The 13,507-nt window shown below is 62.2% G+C and carries 18 protein-coding genes and 2 tRNA genes; 10 read left to right on the top strand and 10 right to left on the bottom strand.

Annotated elements, in window-relative coordinates:
• Positions 1 to 47: 47 nt before the first annotated feature.
• On the top strand, positions 48 to 572 hold the full coding sequence (locus NKH05_RS11235; RefSeq protein ID WP_023719753.1) for a DUF4142 domain-containing protein: 525 nt from the start codon (positions 48 to 50) through the stop codon (positions 570 to 572).
• A gap of 11 nt (positions 573 to 583) precedes the next feature.
• Positions 584 to 898 carry a cupredoxin domain-containing protein gene (locus NKH05_RS11230; RefSeq protein WP_352481771.1) on the top strand — a complete coding sequence of 105 codons (315 nt, stop codon included), beginning with the start codon at positions 584 to 586 and terminating at the stop codon, positions 896 to 898.
• Between the two features lie 108 nt (positions 899 to 1,006).
• On the opposite strand, the gene NKH05_RS11225 is transcribed toward NKH05_RS11230, so the two are convergent.
• The 3 genes from NKH05_RS11225 to NKH05_RS11215 all read right to left on the bottom strand — a co-directional run bounded on the left by NKH05_RS11225 (position 1,007) and on the right by NKH05_RS11215 (position 2,724).
• Positions 1,007 to 2,227, bottom strand: a complete 1,221-nt coding sequence (locus NKH05_RS11225; RefSeq protein WP_352495570.1) for an anion transporter — start codon at positions 2,225 to 2,227, stop codon at positions 1,007 to 1,009.
• 60 nt (positions 2,228 to 2,287) lie between these two features.
• Positions 2,288 to 2,364, bottom strand: a tRNA-Arg gene (locus tag NKH05_RS11220).
• A 54-nt stretch (positions 2,365 to 2,418) separates the two neighbouring features.
• Entirely contained in the window at positions 2,419 to 2,724 is a 306-nt protein-coding gene (locus NKH05_RS11215) for an ETC complex I subunit (protein WP_352515784.1), read from the bottom strand.
• Between the two features lie 160 nt (positions 2,725 to 2,884).
• Between NKH05_RS11215 and NKH05_RS11210 the strand changes: the two genes are divergently transcribed.
• Positions 2,885 to 2,961 (top strand) — tRNA-Pro (locus NKH05_RS11210).
• A 123-nt stretch (positions 2,962 to 3,084) separates the two neighbouring features.
• On the opposite strand, the gene NKH05_RS11205 is transcribed toward NKH05_RS11210, so the two are convergent.
• Positions 3,085 to 3,912, bottom strand: coding sequence for an alpha/beta fold hydrolase (locus tag NKH05_RS11205; RefSeq protein ID WP_352495572.1), 828 nt, complete (start codon positions 3,910 to 3,912; stop codon positions 3,085 to 3,087).
• A 129-nt stretch (positions 3,913 to 4,041) separates the two neighbouring features.
• Between NKH05_RS11205 and NKH05_RS11200 the strand changes: the two genes are divergently transcribed.
• Complete coding sequence (locus NKH05_RS11200) at positions 4,042 to 5,013, top strand: GlxA family transcriptional regulator (protein ID WP_352495573.1); 972 nt, start codon at positions 4,042 to 4,044, stop codon at positions 5,011 to 5,013.
• Between the two features lie 240 nt (positions 5,014 to 5,253).
• Here NKH05_RS11200 and NKH05_RS11195 read toward each other — a convergent pair whose 3' ends face one another.
• The 4 genes from NKH05_RS11195 to NKH05_RS11180 all read right to left on the bottom strand — a co-directional run bounded on the left by NKH05_RS11195 (position 5,254) and on the right by NKH05_RS11180 (position 8,063).
• Positions 5,254 to 5,535 (bottom strand): hypothetical protein, encoded by a 282-nt coding sequence (locus NKH05_RS11195; protein WP_352495574.1) that lies wholly within the window; start codon positions 5,533 to 5,535, stop codon positions 5,254 to 5,256.
• A 62-nt stretch (positions 5,536 to 5,597) separates the two neighbouring features.
• On the bottom strand, positions 5,598 to 6,302 hold the full coding sequence (gene hdaA, locus NKH05_RS11190; RefSeq protein WP_023719758.1) for a DnaA regulatory inactivator HdaA: 705 nt from the start codon (positions 6,300 to 6,302) through the stop codon (positions 5,598 to 5,600).
• Between the two features lie 5 nt (positions 6,303 to 6,307).
• A complete protein-coding gene (locus NKH05_RS11185) occupies positions 6,308 to 7,534 on the bottom strand; it encodes an AI-2E family transporter (protein ID WP_023719759.1) in 1,227 nt (408 codons plus the stop codon).
• Positions 7,506 to 8,063: a CDP-alcohol phosphatidyltransferase family protein gene (locus NKH05_RS11180; RefSeq protein WP_023719760.1), complete on the bottom strand. Its 558-nt coding sequence runs from the start codon at positions 8,061 to 8,063 to the stop codon at positions 7,506 to 7,508. Before NKH05_RS11180 ends, NKH05_RS11185 begins: the two co-directional genes overlap by 29 nt.
• 141 nt (positions 8,064 to 8,204) lie before the next feature.
• Between NKH05_RS11180 and NKH05_RS11175 the strand changes: the two genes are divergently transcribed.
• Entirely contained in the window at positions 8,205 to 8,897 is a 693-nt protein-coding gene (locus tag NKH05_RS11175; protein ID WP_023719761.1) for a hypothetical protein, read from the top strand.
• 83 nt (positions 8,898 to 8,980) lie between these two features.
• Here the strand turns inward: NKH05_RS11175 and NKH05_RS11170 are convergent, their stop codons facing one another.
• A complete protein-coding gene (locus NKH05_RS11170; protein WP_353025390.1) occupies positions 8,981 to 9,487 on the bottom strand; it encodes a hypothetical protein in 507 nt (168 codons plus the stop codon).
• A 65-nt stretch (positions 9,488 to 9,552) separates the two neighbouring features.
• On the opposite strand from NKH05_RS11170, the gene purM reads away from it, so the two are divergent.
• The 5 genes from purM to NKH05_RS11145 all read left to right on the top strand — a co-directional run bounded on the left by purM (position 9,553) and on the right by NKH05_RS11145 (position 13,077).
• Positions 9,553 to 10,617 carry a phosphoribosylformylglycinamidine cyclo-ligase gene (gene purM / locus NKH05_RS11165; RefSeq protein WP_023719763.1) on the top strand — a complete coding sequence of 355 codons (1,065 nt, stop codon included), beginning with the start codon at positions 9,553 to 9,555 and terminating at the stop codon, positions 10,615 to 10,617.
• The gene (gene purN, locus NKH05_RS11160) at positions 10,614 to 11,321 is read left to right on the top strand and encodes a phosphoribosylglycinamide formyltransferase (RefSeq protein WP_023719764.1); all 708 of its coding nucleotides are present in this window, start codon (positions 10,614 to 10,616) and stop codon (positions 11,319 to 11,321) included. Before purM ends, purN begins: the two co-directional genes overlap by 4 nt.
• Positions 11,322 to 11,493: 172 nt before the next feature.
• Positions 11,494 to 12,195 carry a class I SAM-dependent methyltransferase gene (locus NKH05_RS11155; protein ID WP_198030504.1) on the top strand — a complete coding sequence of 234 codons (702 nt, stop codon included), beginning with the start codon at positions 11,494 to 11,496 and terminating at the stop codon, positions 12,193 to 12,195.
• A 48-nt stretch (positions 12,196 to 12,243) separates the two neighbouring features.
• Positions 12,244 to 12,447 (top strand): hypothetical protein, encoded by a 204-nt coding sequence (locus NKH05_RS11150; protein ID WP_352495577.1) that lies wholly within the window; start codon positions 12,244 to 12,246, stop codon positions 12,445 to 12,447.
• A gap of 114 nt (positions 12,448 to 12,561) precedes the next feature.
• Positions 12,562 to 13,077 carry a SixA phosphatase family protein gene (locus tag NKH05_RS11145; RefSeq protein WP_023719766.1) on the top strand — a complete coding sequence of 172 codons (516 nt, stop codon included), beginning with the start codon at positions 12,562 to 12,564 and terminating at the stop codon, positions 13,075 to 13,077.
• Positions 13,078 to 13,191: 114 nt separating this feature from the next.
• Here NKH05_RS11145 and NKH05_RS11140 read toward each other — a convergent pair whose 3' ends face one another.
• A complete protein-coding gene (locus NKH05_RS11140) occupies positions 13,192 to 13,464 on the bottom strand; it encodes a DUF680 domain-containing protein (protein ID WP_023719767.1) in 273 nt (90 codons plus the stop codon).
• Between the last annotated feature and the right edge of the window lie 43 nt (positions 13,465 to 13,507).

The raw sequence follows: 13,507 nt of genomic DNA, 5'->3' as shown, positions 1-13,507 counted from the left end.
GAAAACGAAGCCCGATGCAGCTCGGCGTCGGGGCGAAGGAGAGCATCATGTTTATTCGATCGACCACGGCACTGGCCGCATTTTTCCTGCTTAGCGCAGCGCCCTTGTCGCAAGCTGCCGACAAGCCGACCGATCCGCAGATCGCACATATCGCCTACACAGCGGGCGTGCTTGACGTCGAGGCGGCCAAGCAGGCGCTGCAGAAATCGAAAAACAAAGAGGTCGTAGATTTCGCCAAGGACATGGTGCGGGATCACGAGGCCGTCAACAAACAGGCTCTCGACCTGGTCAAGAAGCTCAAGGTCACGCCTGAGGACAATCCGACCAGCAAAGCGCTGACCAAGGCGGCGGCCGAGGAACGTGCCAAGCTTGCCAAGCTCAAGGGCGCGGCGTTCGACAAGGCCTATGTCGCCAGCGAGGTGGCCTACCACAAGCAGGTCAATGGCGCGCTCGAAACTCTGCTGATCCCGTCGGCCGGCAATGCCGAGCTGAAGAGCCTGCTGGAAACCGGCCTGAAAATATTCCAGGGCCACGAACAGCACGCCGAACACGTCGCCGGTATGCTGAAGTGAGGATCGGGCCAATGGTGTCGAGGCGGCATCTGTGGGTTGCGCTGGCGCTGACCATCGGCGCCGCACCTGCCAAGGCCGAAACCATTGAGGTGACGATCGACAAGGTTGTGTTTTCGCCCGGAAACATCGAGGCGAAGGTCGGCGACACGATCAAGTGGGTGAACAAGGACGTGTTCGCCCACACGGCAACCGTCAACGGCGGCTGGGAAGTGATGATCCCGCCGAAGCAGGCAGCAAGCCTGATGGTGAAGAAGGCCGAATCGGTCGATTATTTCTGCCGCTTCCATCCCAATATGAAGGGCCATGTGACGGTGACATCGCCCTGACTGGCTAATGCCTGTCGCGCAAAAGTGTGCAGCGGTTTTGCGATAACGACATGCATAAAACAAGAGCCTAAAGCGCGTCGCATGAGGCCGGTCGAACGCGACGTGCTTTTAGGCCGCCAGCCATGCCGTCCCGACAAGAAGCGTGACCAGCGTCAATGGCAGGCCAACCTTGAAGAAGGCGATGAAGCCCAGCGGCTTGCCGGAGACCCGCGCGTGCTCGGCAACGATCAGATTGGCGACCGAGCCGAGCAGCGTGAAATTGCCGGCCAGGGTCGAGCTCATGGCGACGACCAGCCAGGCACGCTCTGGATTCTCCAGGCCGGGTATGAACGGCCGCAGCGCCAGCACGGCCGGAACGTTGCTCATGATGTTGGACAGCACTGCGGTGAAGCCGGACAGCCGCCAGACATCATTCAGCCCAAGGTCCTTTGCCGAAGCGACGATGTCGGGCGTCAGCAATGTCTTTTCGGCACCGGCGACGACGATGAACAGCCCGGCGAACATGAACAGCAGCGGCCCGTCGATCTCGCGATAGATGCGCTCAGGCTTGATGGCGCGGGTCAGCAACAGAATCGCACCGCCAATCAGCGCCGCCTTGGCTACGGGAACGCCGGCAAAGAAAGCGACCGCCAAACCGATACAGACGACCACCGCCTTGAGCACCTGCCCCGGCAGCATGCGGCCGCGATAGACTTCGGGGCTGAGCTCGGCCTTGCGCGAAAATTCGGCGCGGTAGACGATGCGGATGATGACGATGACGGCGAAGAGGCCGAACGCCGCGACCGGTGCAAGTGCCGCCGAGAAGGCCGGATAGGAAATCCCCGACAGGGCGCCGATGACCATGTTCTGCGGATTGCCGGTGATGGTGGCGACACTGCCGCAATTCGAGGCCGTGGCGGTGGCGATCAGATAGGGAACCGGGTTGCGGTTGATGACGCGGGTGACATGGACGACGATCGGCGCCATGACCAGGCAGATGGCGTCGTTGACCAGGAATGCCGACAGGACGCCGGTCAACAGCGTCACCATCACCAGCAGCATGAATGGCGCATGCGCATGCTCAATGGCGAACCCGCCGAGCGCGCGAAAAGCGCCGGACACTTTCAGATGCGCCACGACGATCATCATGCCGAGCAAAAGCGTGATGGTGTCGAAGCTGATGGCGCGGTAGGCGTCCTCCATGCTGAGCGCGCCGATGGCGATCATCGCCGCACCGCCGAGCAGCGCGATGCCTGCCCGGTCGAGGCGTAGCCCTGGTATCGTGCCGATGGCGACGCCGGCATAGGTCAGGACCAGGATCAGCAATGCCGCCGCGCCCATCGCTGTCATGTGTTGGAAATCCTGTTCGCGACTGGCGAGTGAACCTGTCCGGAATGGACGCTGAAATATTGGCGATCCCGACAGGATTCGAACCTGTGACCATCGGCTTAGAAGGCCGGTGCTCTATCCAGCTGAGCTACGGGACCGCTGGCCGGCCGCATGACCGGCTGATTGTTGGCGCCGGCAGGGCCGGTATGAGATCAATGCGTCCAGGGCGTCCTGCGGTCATAGCGGAAATTCTCCGCATAGGAAATCTGGCGGCGTTTGATTTCCTTCGGCTCCTCGACGCGGAAAGACAGCCCTTCCTTCTCGGCATAGGCGACCGCCTCTTCCCTGGTGTCAAAGGTCAGCCTGATCTGGCTTCGCATGTCGCCGGACGTGGTGTAGCCCATCAGCGGATCGATCTTCTTGCGCTGCTCCGGATCGAATTCCAGCACCCAATAGCCGGTCTTGGCCTTGCCGGACTGCATCGCGGTTTTGGCTGGGCTGAAAATGCGGGCTGACATGACCACCTCATTGCTGGTTGCAAGCACACGACCTCGAAACCAGATTACTATTCTCTGGCCATGCACTAGCCCGTCATTACTGCGCAATGGCGCCGGCAGCAAGGCCGATGGCTTTTTACGCTTGCTTTGGCGGGCCGAAATCAATAGGCAACAGACCGTTCGGAGTGTAGCGCAGCCTGGTAGCGCATCTGGTTTGGGACCAGAGGGTCGGGAGTTCGAATCTCTCCACTCCGACCATTCATCAAGCAAATCTCGTCGGCAGCGCAAGCTGATCACGCTCGAGCGTGATCCGTCGCCGTATCATGCTCAGGCAACGGACGGACAGCACGAGCCTGCGCTGCCCGTCCGATATGGAAGATGTCAGCCCTGGATGAAGGCCAGCAGATCCGGATTGATGATCTCCGGATGGGTGGTGCACATGCCGTGCGGCAGGCCCTTGTAGATCTTGAGCGTGCCGTGCTTCACCAGCTTGGCCGCAAGCAGCGCGGAATCGGCGATCGGCACGATCTGGTCGTCGTCGCCATGCATGATCAGGACGGGAACCTCGATCTTTTTGAGATCGTCGGTGAAATCGGTCTCCGAGAATGCCTTGATGCAGTCGTAATGGGCCTTGGCTCCGCCCATCATGCCCTGGCGCCACCAATTGTCGACGGCGCCTTGCGAGATCTTGGCGCCGTCGCGGTTGAAGCCATAGAACGGGCCGGCCGGCACATCCCTGTAGAACTGGGCGCGATTAGCGGCCAGAGCCGCGCGAAAGCCGTCGAAGACTTCGATCGGCAAGCCGCCGGGGTTGCTGTCGGTCTTGACCATAATCGGCGGCACGGCGCCGATCAGCACCGCCTTGGCAACACGGCCTCCGCCGCCATAAAGCGCGACGTAACGCGCCACCTCGCCGCCACCGGTCGAGTGGCCGATGTGGATCGCATCCCTGAGATCGAGATGCGCCGCGAGCGCCGCAACATCGGCGGCGTAGGTGTCCATCTCATTGCCGGTCGCGGTCTGCGACGAGCGGCCGTGGCCGCGGCGGTCATGGGCGATGACGCGGTAGCCCTTTTCGACGAAGAACAGCATCTGGTTGTCCCAGTCGTCTGAGCTCAGCGGCCAGCCGTGATGGAACACGATCGGCTGGCCCTTGCCCCAATCCTTATAGAAAATCTCGGTGCCGTCATGGGTGGTGAATGTGCTCATCGTCCTACTCCTTGATGGAAAGCTGGGAGGTAACAGGGAAGCTTTTAGCCCCTTCAGCTGGACAAATTATAACAGTGCGGTCAGGGTGAGCATTGGCAAAACGGACATTCAACGTGGCAAAACTGACAAATGACGGCTGCGCGTGATCTGATCGAAATCGGCCTTGTCTTGTATCCCGGCGTGCAGGAAGCAGCCGTGCTCGGCCTGACCGATCTTTTCATGCTGGCAAACCGGCTGGCTGTCGAGCGGTCGCCGGAGGCGGCGAGGCTTCGCGTCAGCCATTGGCAATTGGACGCGGGCAATACCGTAATCCGCACCTTCGACAGCGACCCCGGCGCCGACAATGAACCGGCCATGGTCATCCTGCCGCCGACCCTGCTGCAGCCGATCCCTCGCGAGGCGGCCGCGCCCTATGCCGGCTGGCTCAGGGACCGTCATGCGGCAGGCGCGACGCTCGGTTCGGTCTGTGCCGGCGCCTTCGTGCTTGCCGAGACCGGCCTGTTGTCCGGTCGCGCCGCGACAACGCACTGGGCCTATCGCGACGCGCTGGCGCTACGCTTTCCAGACATCTTGCTCGACGCCGACAGGCTGGTCATCGACGATGGCGACATCATCACCGCGGGCGGCTACATGGCCTGGACCGACCTCGGCCTCAAGCTCGTGGACAGGGTGCTCGGGTCAACCGTCATGATGGACACGGCGCGTTTCATGCTGGTCGATCCGCCGGGCCGCGAGCAACGTTTTTACAGCCCGTTTGCGCCGCGATTGACCCATGACGACGAAGCGATCCTCAAGGTGCAGCATTGGCTGCAGGCGAACGGCGCGCGCGACGTGACGCTCGGCGCCATGGCCGAGCATGCGGGGCTGGAGGAGCGGACCTTTCTGCGACGCTTCCGAAACGCCACTGGCCTCAGGCCGACCGAATATTGTCAGCACCTGCGGGTCGGCAAGGCGCGCGAGATGCTGGAAACCACGATACGATCGATCGACCAGATCGCCTGGGAGGTCGGCTATGACGATCCCGGCTCCTTCCGCAAGGTATTCGCCAGGATAACCGGCCTGGTGCCCGGCGATTATCGCCGGCGCTTTGGCGTGGAATGAGCTGTGATTGCGGGTGGAGAGAGCTGAGGCCCGGCCGCCGCGCAATGGCGCTATCGATTCGATGCTGCCAAAGGCAAGCTCGCCGGGAAGAGAACCCCAACCACCCCATCTCCCGGCGAGCCTACTTACCTGATTGATACGCAATCAGGACCGGGATCAGCCGGCAAGCTCTTTGTTGCAAGACAGATGCCAGTCTTTCTTCTCGAAATGGGACACAGACGGGAATGAGCTCCCTGATGTTCACGCCGAGGCTTTTTGCCTGATGTGCCGGATCAGTCGAATTCCTGAAATTAGCAGCAATGCGCCTCCGACTTCCACGACCAGGATCACGGCCGAGCCCCAGGGAATAGCTGGCCAAAACTCCGAAAAGGCTTGCCTGAGCCAGGTGCTATGAGCAGGCTCCTCGCCGTAGGTCCTGAGCATCAAGTCCGCGTAATCGAAGATCTCTTGGACCACGATCGCCGACCAGAACAGCGATGAGACAAGCCATATCAGTGCGATTCGTCTGACGATCGGGCTCATTCCAATACCTACTGTCAAAAAGATCGACTTGATTAGCACACCCGCCAAACGAGATCATCCCGCTATATCTCGAACTCGCCCTGCCCTTCATCCATGGCGCTGACCGTCTCGGCTGCGAGCGCTCGCGTTATCGGCGTCTTGCGCTCGAGCGCGGTGCGGTCGAGCCGTTCGACCACCCGCATGGCGGTGGCCAGCGAGCGTTCGATGCGGCGCACCAGGTATTGCACGACATGCGGCTCGACCTCGACCTGGCGGTCGGCGAACAGTTTTGTGATGACGCCGGCCAGCAAGAGATCGTCGGGCTCGTGGATCTCGACGGTAGCCGCCGCCTTGAGCCGCGACGCCAGGTCGGGCAGCCTGACGCCCCAGGCGGAGGGAAAGCGGCGCGCCGTCAACAGTAAGGTCGAGCCGGCGCCGCGCACCGCATTGATCAGGTGGAACAGGCCGTGCTCGTCGACCGGGCCGGCGTCGACATCGTCGATCAGGGCCGGATGCGCGCCGAGATTTTCGATACAGTCGCCGATGCGGGCGGCCTCCACTTTCACCGCGTCGGCGCGGGTCCGCCAGATCGAGGCCAGATGGGTTTTTCCCGAGCCGGCCGGCCCAGCCAGCACGACAACCGGCGACGGCCAGTCCGGCCAGCGGTCGACAAGCGCCGCGGCCTGGCTGTTGGTGGCGGAGACGACGAGCTCGTCACGCGAATAGCCGGTGCCGTGGCCTAGATCGAGCGGCAATTGGCGCGGCGGATCGATCTTGTTGTCCGGCATCTGGCTCAACCGCGCGCGCCCCCGCGGCGCCGAACCGGCAGCGGCGGCACCGGCTCGTCGGCATGGCCCTTGTAGAGCGGCGATTCGAGATAGCGCGCGATGGCGAAACGCACCAGAACGGCAACGGCGGCGGAAGCCGGAACGGCGATCAGCAGGCCGACGAAGCCGAACAGCGCGCCGAAGGCAAACAGCGCAAACATCAGCCATACCGGATGCAGGCCGACGCTTTTGCCGACTAACCGCGGCTGCAGGATGTTGCCCTCGATGAACTGGCCGACGAAGAACACGCCTGCCACTGCCGCGATCATGGTCCAGTCCGGCCAGAACTGGACGAAGGCAACGCCGACAGCCAGCACCAGCCCGGTCAGCGAGCCGACATAGGGGATGAACGAGATCAGCCCGGCGAACAGGCCGATGAGGATGCCGAAATTCAGGCCCGTCAGCGTCAGGCCGGTGGCATACATGGCGCCGAGCACCAGGCAGAGCGTACCCTGGCCGCGCACGAAGCCGGCGGTCGCGGTGTTGATGTCCCTGGCGATCGCCCGGACCGTCTTGACATAGTCGCGCGGCACCCAGCCGTCGACGATTGCCACCATGCGGTCCCAGTCGAGCAGCATGTAGAAGGCGACGACCGGCGTCACCACGAACAGGCTGACAACCGAGACCAGCGCCACGCCGGAGCTCCAGATCGAGGTGAAGACCGTAGTCAGGAGACCGAAGCCGGAGGTCAGCAGCGAGTTCAGCCCTTCGCGCAGGCCATTGGCGTCGACGCCGAATTTCTCTTCCAGCCATTTCGGGTCGAAACTGGTGATCAGGCTCTGCAGCCGGGTCAGATAGTCCGGCAGCTTGCTGGCGAAATCAGCCATCTGCGAGGCGAGCACCGGAACCAGGATGACGACGGCCAGCACCAGGACGACGATAAAGGCGATGAGGATGACCACCGTCGCCATCAGCCTGGACAGGCCGAGACGCTCCAGCCGGTCGGCGACAGGGTCGAGGAAATAGGCGAGCACCATGCCGGCGACGAAGGGCAGAAGGATGCCGCTGAAGACATAGAGGAAGACGGCGAGGATGATGGCGCTGACCAGCCAGAAGCGGATCTGGCGGCGAAACGACGCCGATGCCGCAGCCTCCGCTGCCGCGGCTTCGGCCTCGGCGTCGATCGACCGTTCGTCGGGTCCCTGGTGTTCAGGTGCCCCGCGTTCAGGTGCCGGGTGTGGAGCCTTCGCCATAGCCGCTCATATGCCTCAGCCAAGCCACGAGATAGGCCGCGGCCGAAGCCACGGTCAAGACCCCGGACAGCAATATGAGGGCCGGCCTCAGCGGATCGAGACGGATGTCAAAGGCGAGTTCGCCCAACACCACTGCCGCCAGCACGATCTGGATCGCGGTGTTGGCCTTCGACACCAGGAGCGGCTTCATCTCAACCGGATGCGCCATGACGGTGGACAAAAGCACGGCGCAGACGATCAGCGCGTCGCGCGACACCATGGTGATGACCAGCCATAGCGGCAACTCGCCGCTGATGCCCATGACCACGAAGACGGAGACCAGCAGCAGCTTGTCGGCCATCGGGTCGAGATAGGCGCCGAGCCTGGAAAACTGATTGAAATGGCGGGCGATGAAGCCGTCGACGCCGTCGGAAATGCCGGCAATGAGGAAGCCGGCAAAGGCCCAGTCCCAGCGTTCCTGCAGCATGGCCAGCACCACGGCCGGCACCAGCACGAAGCGCATGATCGTGATCATGTTGGGGATGGTCAAACGCATTATCCCGTCGCTCTTGTTTGTCGATACATGATGGAGATGGAGGGTCACGGCAAGTGAGAAGCGACAAAAGTTGGGCCGTGCACGGGTTTGTCGAGAGCGCACTGGCCGCGAAGCTATTTTGGAACAAGCGGCGCAGTGGCTGGACTCTTCGGCAACCATCAAGGCACCATGGCGCAACAAAGAGGGAGTGGAACCTTGTCTTTGGCCGTTGGCGAAGCGCGTAAGTATCTCGATACGTTCATGATGGGACATGGCTTTCGCCGCATCCGGAAAGGCGTCTTCGAAGTCGACCGGAGCGACGATATTAGCCTGATTCTCGAAGAAGCCTTTACTGCAAGCTCTGGCGATGTTCATGTGAACATGCTCGTTTACCTGGACTTTCTTACCGTCAGGCCGTTGCTTGAAAGGCTGTACGGCAAAAAATGGATCTGGCCCGGACTGTCGCAGTTTCATCCCGAAACGATATTTAACAATGAGCTGAAAGCTTATGGTCGTTACTTCGAGAACCTTGACCAGACGAGCATAGATAGGTTGCTGGGGAAATATGTCGAGCTGGCGCGACGGATCAGGGCTCAGAATCCGGACCTCGCCAGTTACGTCGCCGGACATAGCGAGCTGCTCGACAAACCTTACGAATTCACACAGCCCTTCGCCGTTCGGATCCTCGCGCTGATTGCCTGCGAAATCGAACTTGGGCACTACGAGCGGGTGAGGCAGGCTGTGCACTGGATTCGAACGAACAATAGCGGAATAGCGCTGAGCGGCTACGCCAAGGCACAACTCGACCGCGTCGACATGGTTCTGGCGGAACGAGAGGGACGTCCATAAGGGCGGCAGCTTGGGCGACTGTCCACTCTTTTGTCGAGCCAAGACAGTCTGATCCCGCCGTCATCCTTGCGAGGTGCGGCCGTTCATGCGAAGAGCCCGGGAAAGCAATAGCTTATTTTCCCTACTGCTGAATGACGATGGCGCAGAGAATCACAATCGCTTGGCGAGTAACGCTTTGCTATCTGGACGGACTGACAGAAAGTCTGCTGGCTTTCGCATCTTTCGGAGCCCCGCACCGCAACATAGCGACGCAAGATCTTCTGTGGGCCTTCGCTCTTGAGCTGGCCGTGGGCGTGGTCGTCTCTTGGCCCCTCTGGCTGACGGCTGCGGTCGTGGCGTTTCTGTTCGCGAGGTCGGTCGTTGCAAATCCAGGTCTGTGGGCTGCCGCGGCGGCTTTGGTCGCCGCCGGCTTCTCGTATGGAATCCTGCCCTTCGACGGTGAAATCAGGTCTCTTGCCACCGTCGGTGGCCTCGCCGCAATTCTGGCGGGGATTTCTTTTTACTGTTGGAGTATATCGCGCCCGGTTCCGCCGGTATCCAACTGAAAACACCATCATCGCGCGCTTGCCTTGCGGGGCAAAACCGTTCATGCGAAGAGCCCGCAAGCGAATGAAACCAGCGACAGGCAAGCGCAACAGATGAGCAGGCGCCGGAAATGAGCAAGCGCAAGAACGGGCTCACCTATGCCGAAGCGGGCGTCGACATCGATGCCGGCAATCTCATGGTCGAGAAGATCAAGCCGCTGGTGCGTGCGACCCGCCGGCCGGGCGCCGATGGCGAGATCGGCGGCTTCGGCGGCCTGTTCGACCTAAAGGCCGCCGGCTTCACCGATCCGGTGCTGGTCGCCGCCAATGACGGCGTCGGCACCAAGCTGAAGATCGCCATCGACGCCGGCAAGCACGATACGATCGGCATCGACCTCGTCGCCATGTGCGTCAACGACATCGTCGTGCAAGGCGCCGAGCCGCTGTTCTTCCTCGACTATTTCGCCACCGGCAAGCTCGATCCCGACCAGGGTGCTTCGATCGTCGGTGGTATCGCCGCCGGCTGCCGGCAGGCCGGCTGCGCGCTGATCGGTGGCGAGACGGCGGAAATGCCGGGCATGTATCACGACAAGGACTACGACCTTGCCGGCTTTGCAGTTGGTGCCGCCGAACGCGGCCAGCTGTTGCCGACCGACGACATCGTCGAGGGCGACGTGCTGCTCGGCCTTGCCTCGTCGGGCCTGCATTCGAACGGCTTTTCGCTGGTCCGCCGCATCGTCGCGATAAGCGGCCTTGGCTGGGGCGATCCGGCGCCGTTCAATGACGAGGCGACACTGGCCGAGGCGCTGCTCGAGCCGACGCGCATCTACGTCAAGTCGATCCTCAAGGCGATCCGCAACACGCATGGCATCAAGGCGCTGGCCCATATCACCGGCGGCGGCTTTCCCGAAAACATCCCGCGCGTTCTGCCCAAGGATTTTTCGGCCGAGCTCGATCTCGGCGCCATCGAGGTGCCACCGGTGTTTTCGTGGCTGGCCAAGACCGGCGGCGTCGCGCCGGAAGAGATGATGCGCACCTTCAATTGCGGCATCGGCATGATCCTGGTCGTCGCCTCCGGTCAGGCGGCGCAGGTCGCCGCCGTTCTGCAGGAGGCCGGCGAGACGGTGACGCCGATCGGCCAGATCGTGCCGCGCCGCGATGCCGGCGTCATCTATCGGGGCTCGATCGGCCTATGACCAGAAAACGCACCGTAGTGCTTATTTCGGGGCGCGGCTCCAACATGACGGCGCTGATCGCGGCCGCCGGCAGCCCGGCCTATCCGGCCGAGATCGTCGGCGTCATCTCCGATCGCGCCAATGCCGCCGGCCTCGGCATCGCCGCGGCTCGCGGCATCGCCACCAAGGTGATTTCGCGCTCCGATTATGCCAGCAAGGAAGCGCATGACGGGGCGATCGATGCGGCCCTCTTGTCGTTCGGCGCCGAAATCGTCGCGCTGGCCGGCTATATGCGCATCCTCGGCGCGCGTTTCGTCGAGAAGTGGCAGGGCCGGATGGTCAATATCCACCCTGCCCTGCTGCCTGCCTTCAAGGGGCTGGATACGCACGCGCGAGCCATCCGCGCAGGCATGCGCATCCATGGCTGCACAGTGCATTTCGTCACGCTCGACATGGATGACGGGCCGATCATCGCCCAGGCCGCAGTGCCGGTGATGGTCGGCGACAATGAGGACACGCTGGCCGCGCGCGTGCTCAAGGCCGAGCACCAGCTCTATCCGCTGGCGCTGGGCCTGGTCGCCGAAGGCAAGGCGCGGATGGAAGGCGGCCGCACGGTGTTTTCGCGCTTCGCCGACGATGCCGACAACGCCACGTCGGTGGTGATCGCGCCCGACCCGCTGCGTGAAGAGACCGATCTTGAGCACCTGGCGCGGATAACGCCGTGATTGCTTTTCAATCGGCTGGGTCGTGAACCCCACAAATTAGCCGTGCGGTGGGCTGCGAAAGCCTGCTGTGTCTCGATAGCGGCCAGATTTTCGGCAGCACAGCGCAAGGACGCGATGTGCCAAAGGCAGACGCCAGTGATATTGATTTCGGGTATAACGAGGTATGACGTCCGTGCCCGAAACGACAGACTATGACACCATCGCCGGGCGTTACTCGGCGATGATCGATGAGCGGCCCTGGAATGCTCTCTACGAGCGCCCGACGACCTTGCATCTCCTGCCACCGGTCGACAATATCGATGTTCTTGATGCCGGTTGCGGTCACGGCTGGTACGCCGATTGGCTGATGTGCCACGGTGCTCGCGTGGTTGCTGTCGACCGTAGCGCCGCAATGGTTGCTCTCGCGCAAAAGCGCGTCGCAGGTCGCGCCCGCGTGATCCAGGGCGACGTGAGCAATCTGCAAGGTATCCTCGGCGACGAGACTTTTGACCTCGTGCTATCTTCGCTCGTCCTCCATTACCTAGCGGACCTACCAGCCGTTTTTTCTGAATATGCGCGGCTGCTTCGACCAACTGGCACGCTGGTATTTTCGACGCATCACCCAGTTCACGATCAAGTCAGCATTCTCGATCCTGGATATTTGAATGCCGAACTGATCGAGGAGGAATGGGGATGGCTCGGGCAGAAAATGCGCTACTATCGAAGGCCGCTACGCGATCTGACTGACCCTCTTGCGGATGCTGGATTTGTCATTGAGCGGATGTGCGAGCCGACGCCAAGTGAGGAACTGAGACTGAAGGACCCAAAGGGATATGATCGACTTTGCCGCCTCCCGGCGTTCATTTTCGTGCGCGCCCGGAAGGGCAGCTCATAGACGATGCGACGTCGCCGACAGCACAGGTAAGTCATAGGAGACAGCTTGATGGCGACCGTCGAAAAAGTCAGCGAGGTGCTACCCGAATGCGGGCTTGGCCAGCCCTTGCGCATAGCCGAAGCGGAGCGATTACGGAAAGCCTGGGCGGAGGGGCTGGAGAGTGGTCCGTCCGCCCCGTTCGACATCGAGGATATAAAACAAAAAGCCCGCAGCAGGTTCGGCAACGCCATCAAAAACCAGCGGAATGGCTGACATCCGGATCGTTGACGGCAAATTATCTCGTGCTTTATTGACTGGCCGAACAATGCGTCGAGATTGTCCGCGTCGTGCATGGCGCACGCGATGTTTCGGCCTTATTTTGAAACCATGATGCAATTGCTGCTCCTGCGTCACGCTAAGTCGAGCTGGGACGATCCTGGCCTCATCGATTTCGACCGGCCGCTGTCCGGGCGCGGGCGGAAAGCAGCGCCGCTGGTCGGGCGCGAACTGACCCGGCGCGGCTGGCTGCCGGAGCTGGCGCTGGTGTCGCCGGCGCTGCGCACCCGCGACACATGGCGGCTGGTTTCGGCGGAATTGCCGGCGAAGGTGCAGGCCAAATTTGCCCAGGCGCTCTACGAGGCAGCGGCGGCGGACATCCTCGCCAAGGTGCGGCAAGTAAAGGCGGAGACCGGAACGCTGCTGGTGCTTGGCCACAATCCCGGGTTGGAGGAGTTCGCGCGCGGGCTTGCCGGGGCTGGATCGGATGAAGCGGCGCTGAAAAAGCTGGCGGAAAAATTCCCGACCGCGGCCCTGGCTCGGTTCGACGTCGATGGCGATTGGGCCGGTCTCACCTTCGGCAGCGCCCGACTGACGCACTGCATTTGGCCGAAGGATCTGCGTTAGGGATTTACCAACAGGCCGGGGGAAAAACCGCCGATCCCTCGACCGACCGAGCTTCGCACAAACAAGAGCGGCGGGCCAAGCCCGCCGTTCTTTGTGCTCCCGGGGTTTGAGGAACTAGCGGCCCCAGTTGCCCCGGCCAGATTGGGGCACTACGGGCTGATCCGTGCCGAATCGGGTCGTCGCCCCGGTGTCGACGGCGTTGTGCTCAGCCGCCAGCGGCTTGCGGATGGAACCGGTAAACCCGCTGTCGATAGCGCCGACAGGCGCATTGCCAACAGGCGCGGCCGGCTGGTTGGCACCGTCCGAACCATAGTGGTCGCTGCCGGCAAAGGCGCTGCCCGTGGCGGTGAGGACGATAGCGGCGATGGTAAGAGCAATCTTGGTCATTTCGGGTACTCCAGTGTGCTGGTCATTCGTGAGTTGTCGTTGC

It is taken from the genome of Mesorhizobium sp. M1399 (assembly GCF_040317735.1).
Taxonomy (GTDB): Bacteria; Pseudomonadota; Alphaproteobacteria; order Rhizobiales; family Rhizobiaceae; genus Mesorhizobium.
The sequence above is the reverse complement of the archived record's forward strand: the minus strand, read 5'-3'. Positions and strand labels throughout refer to the sequence as shown.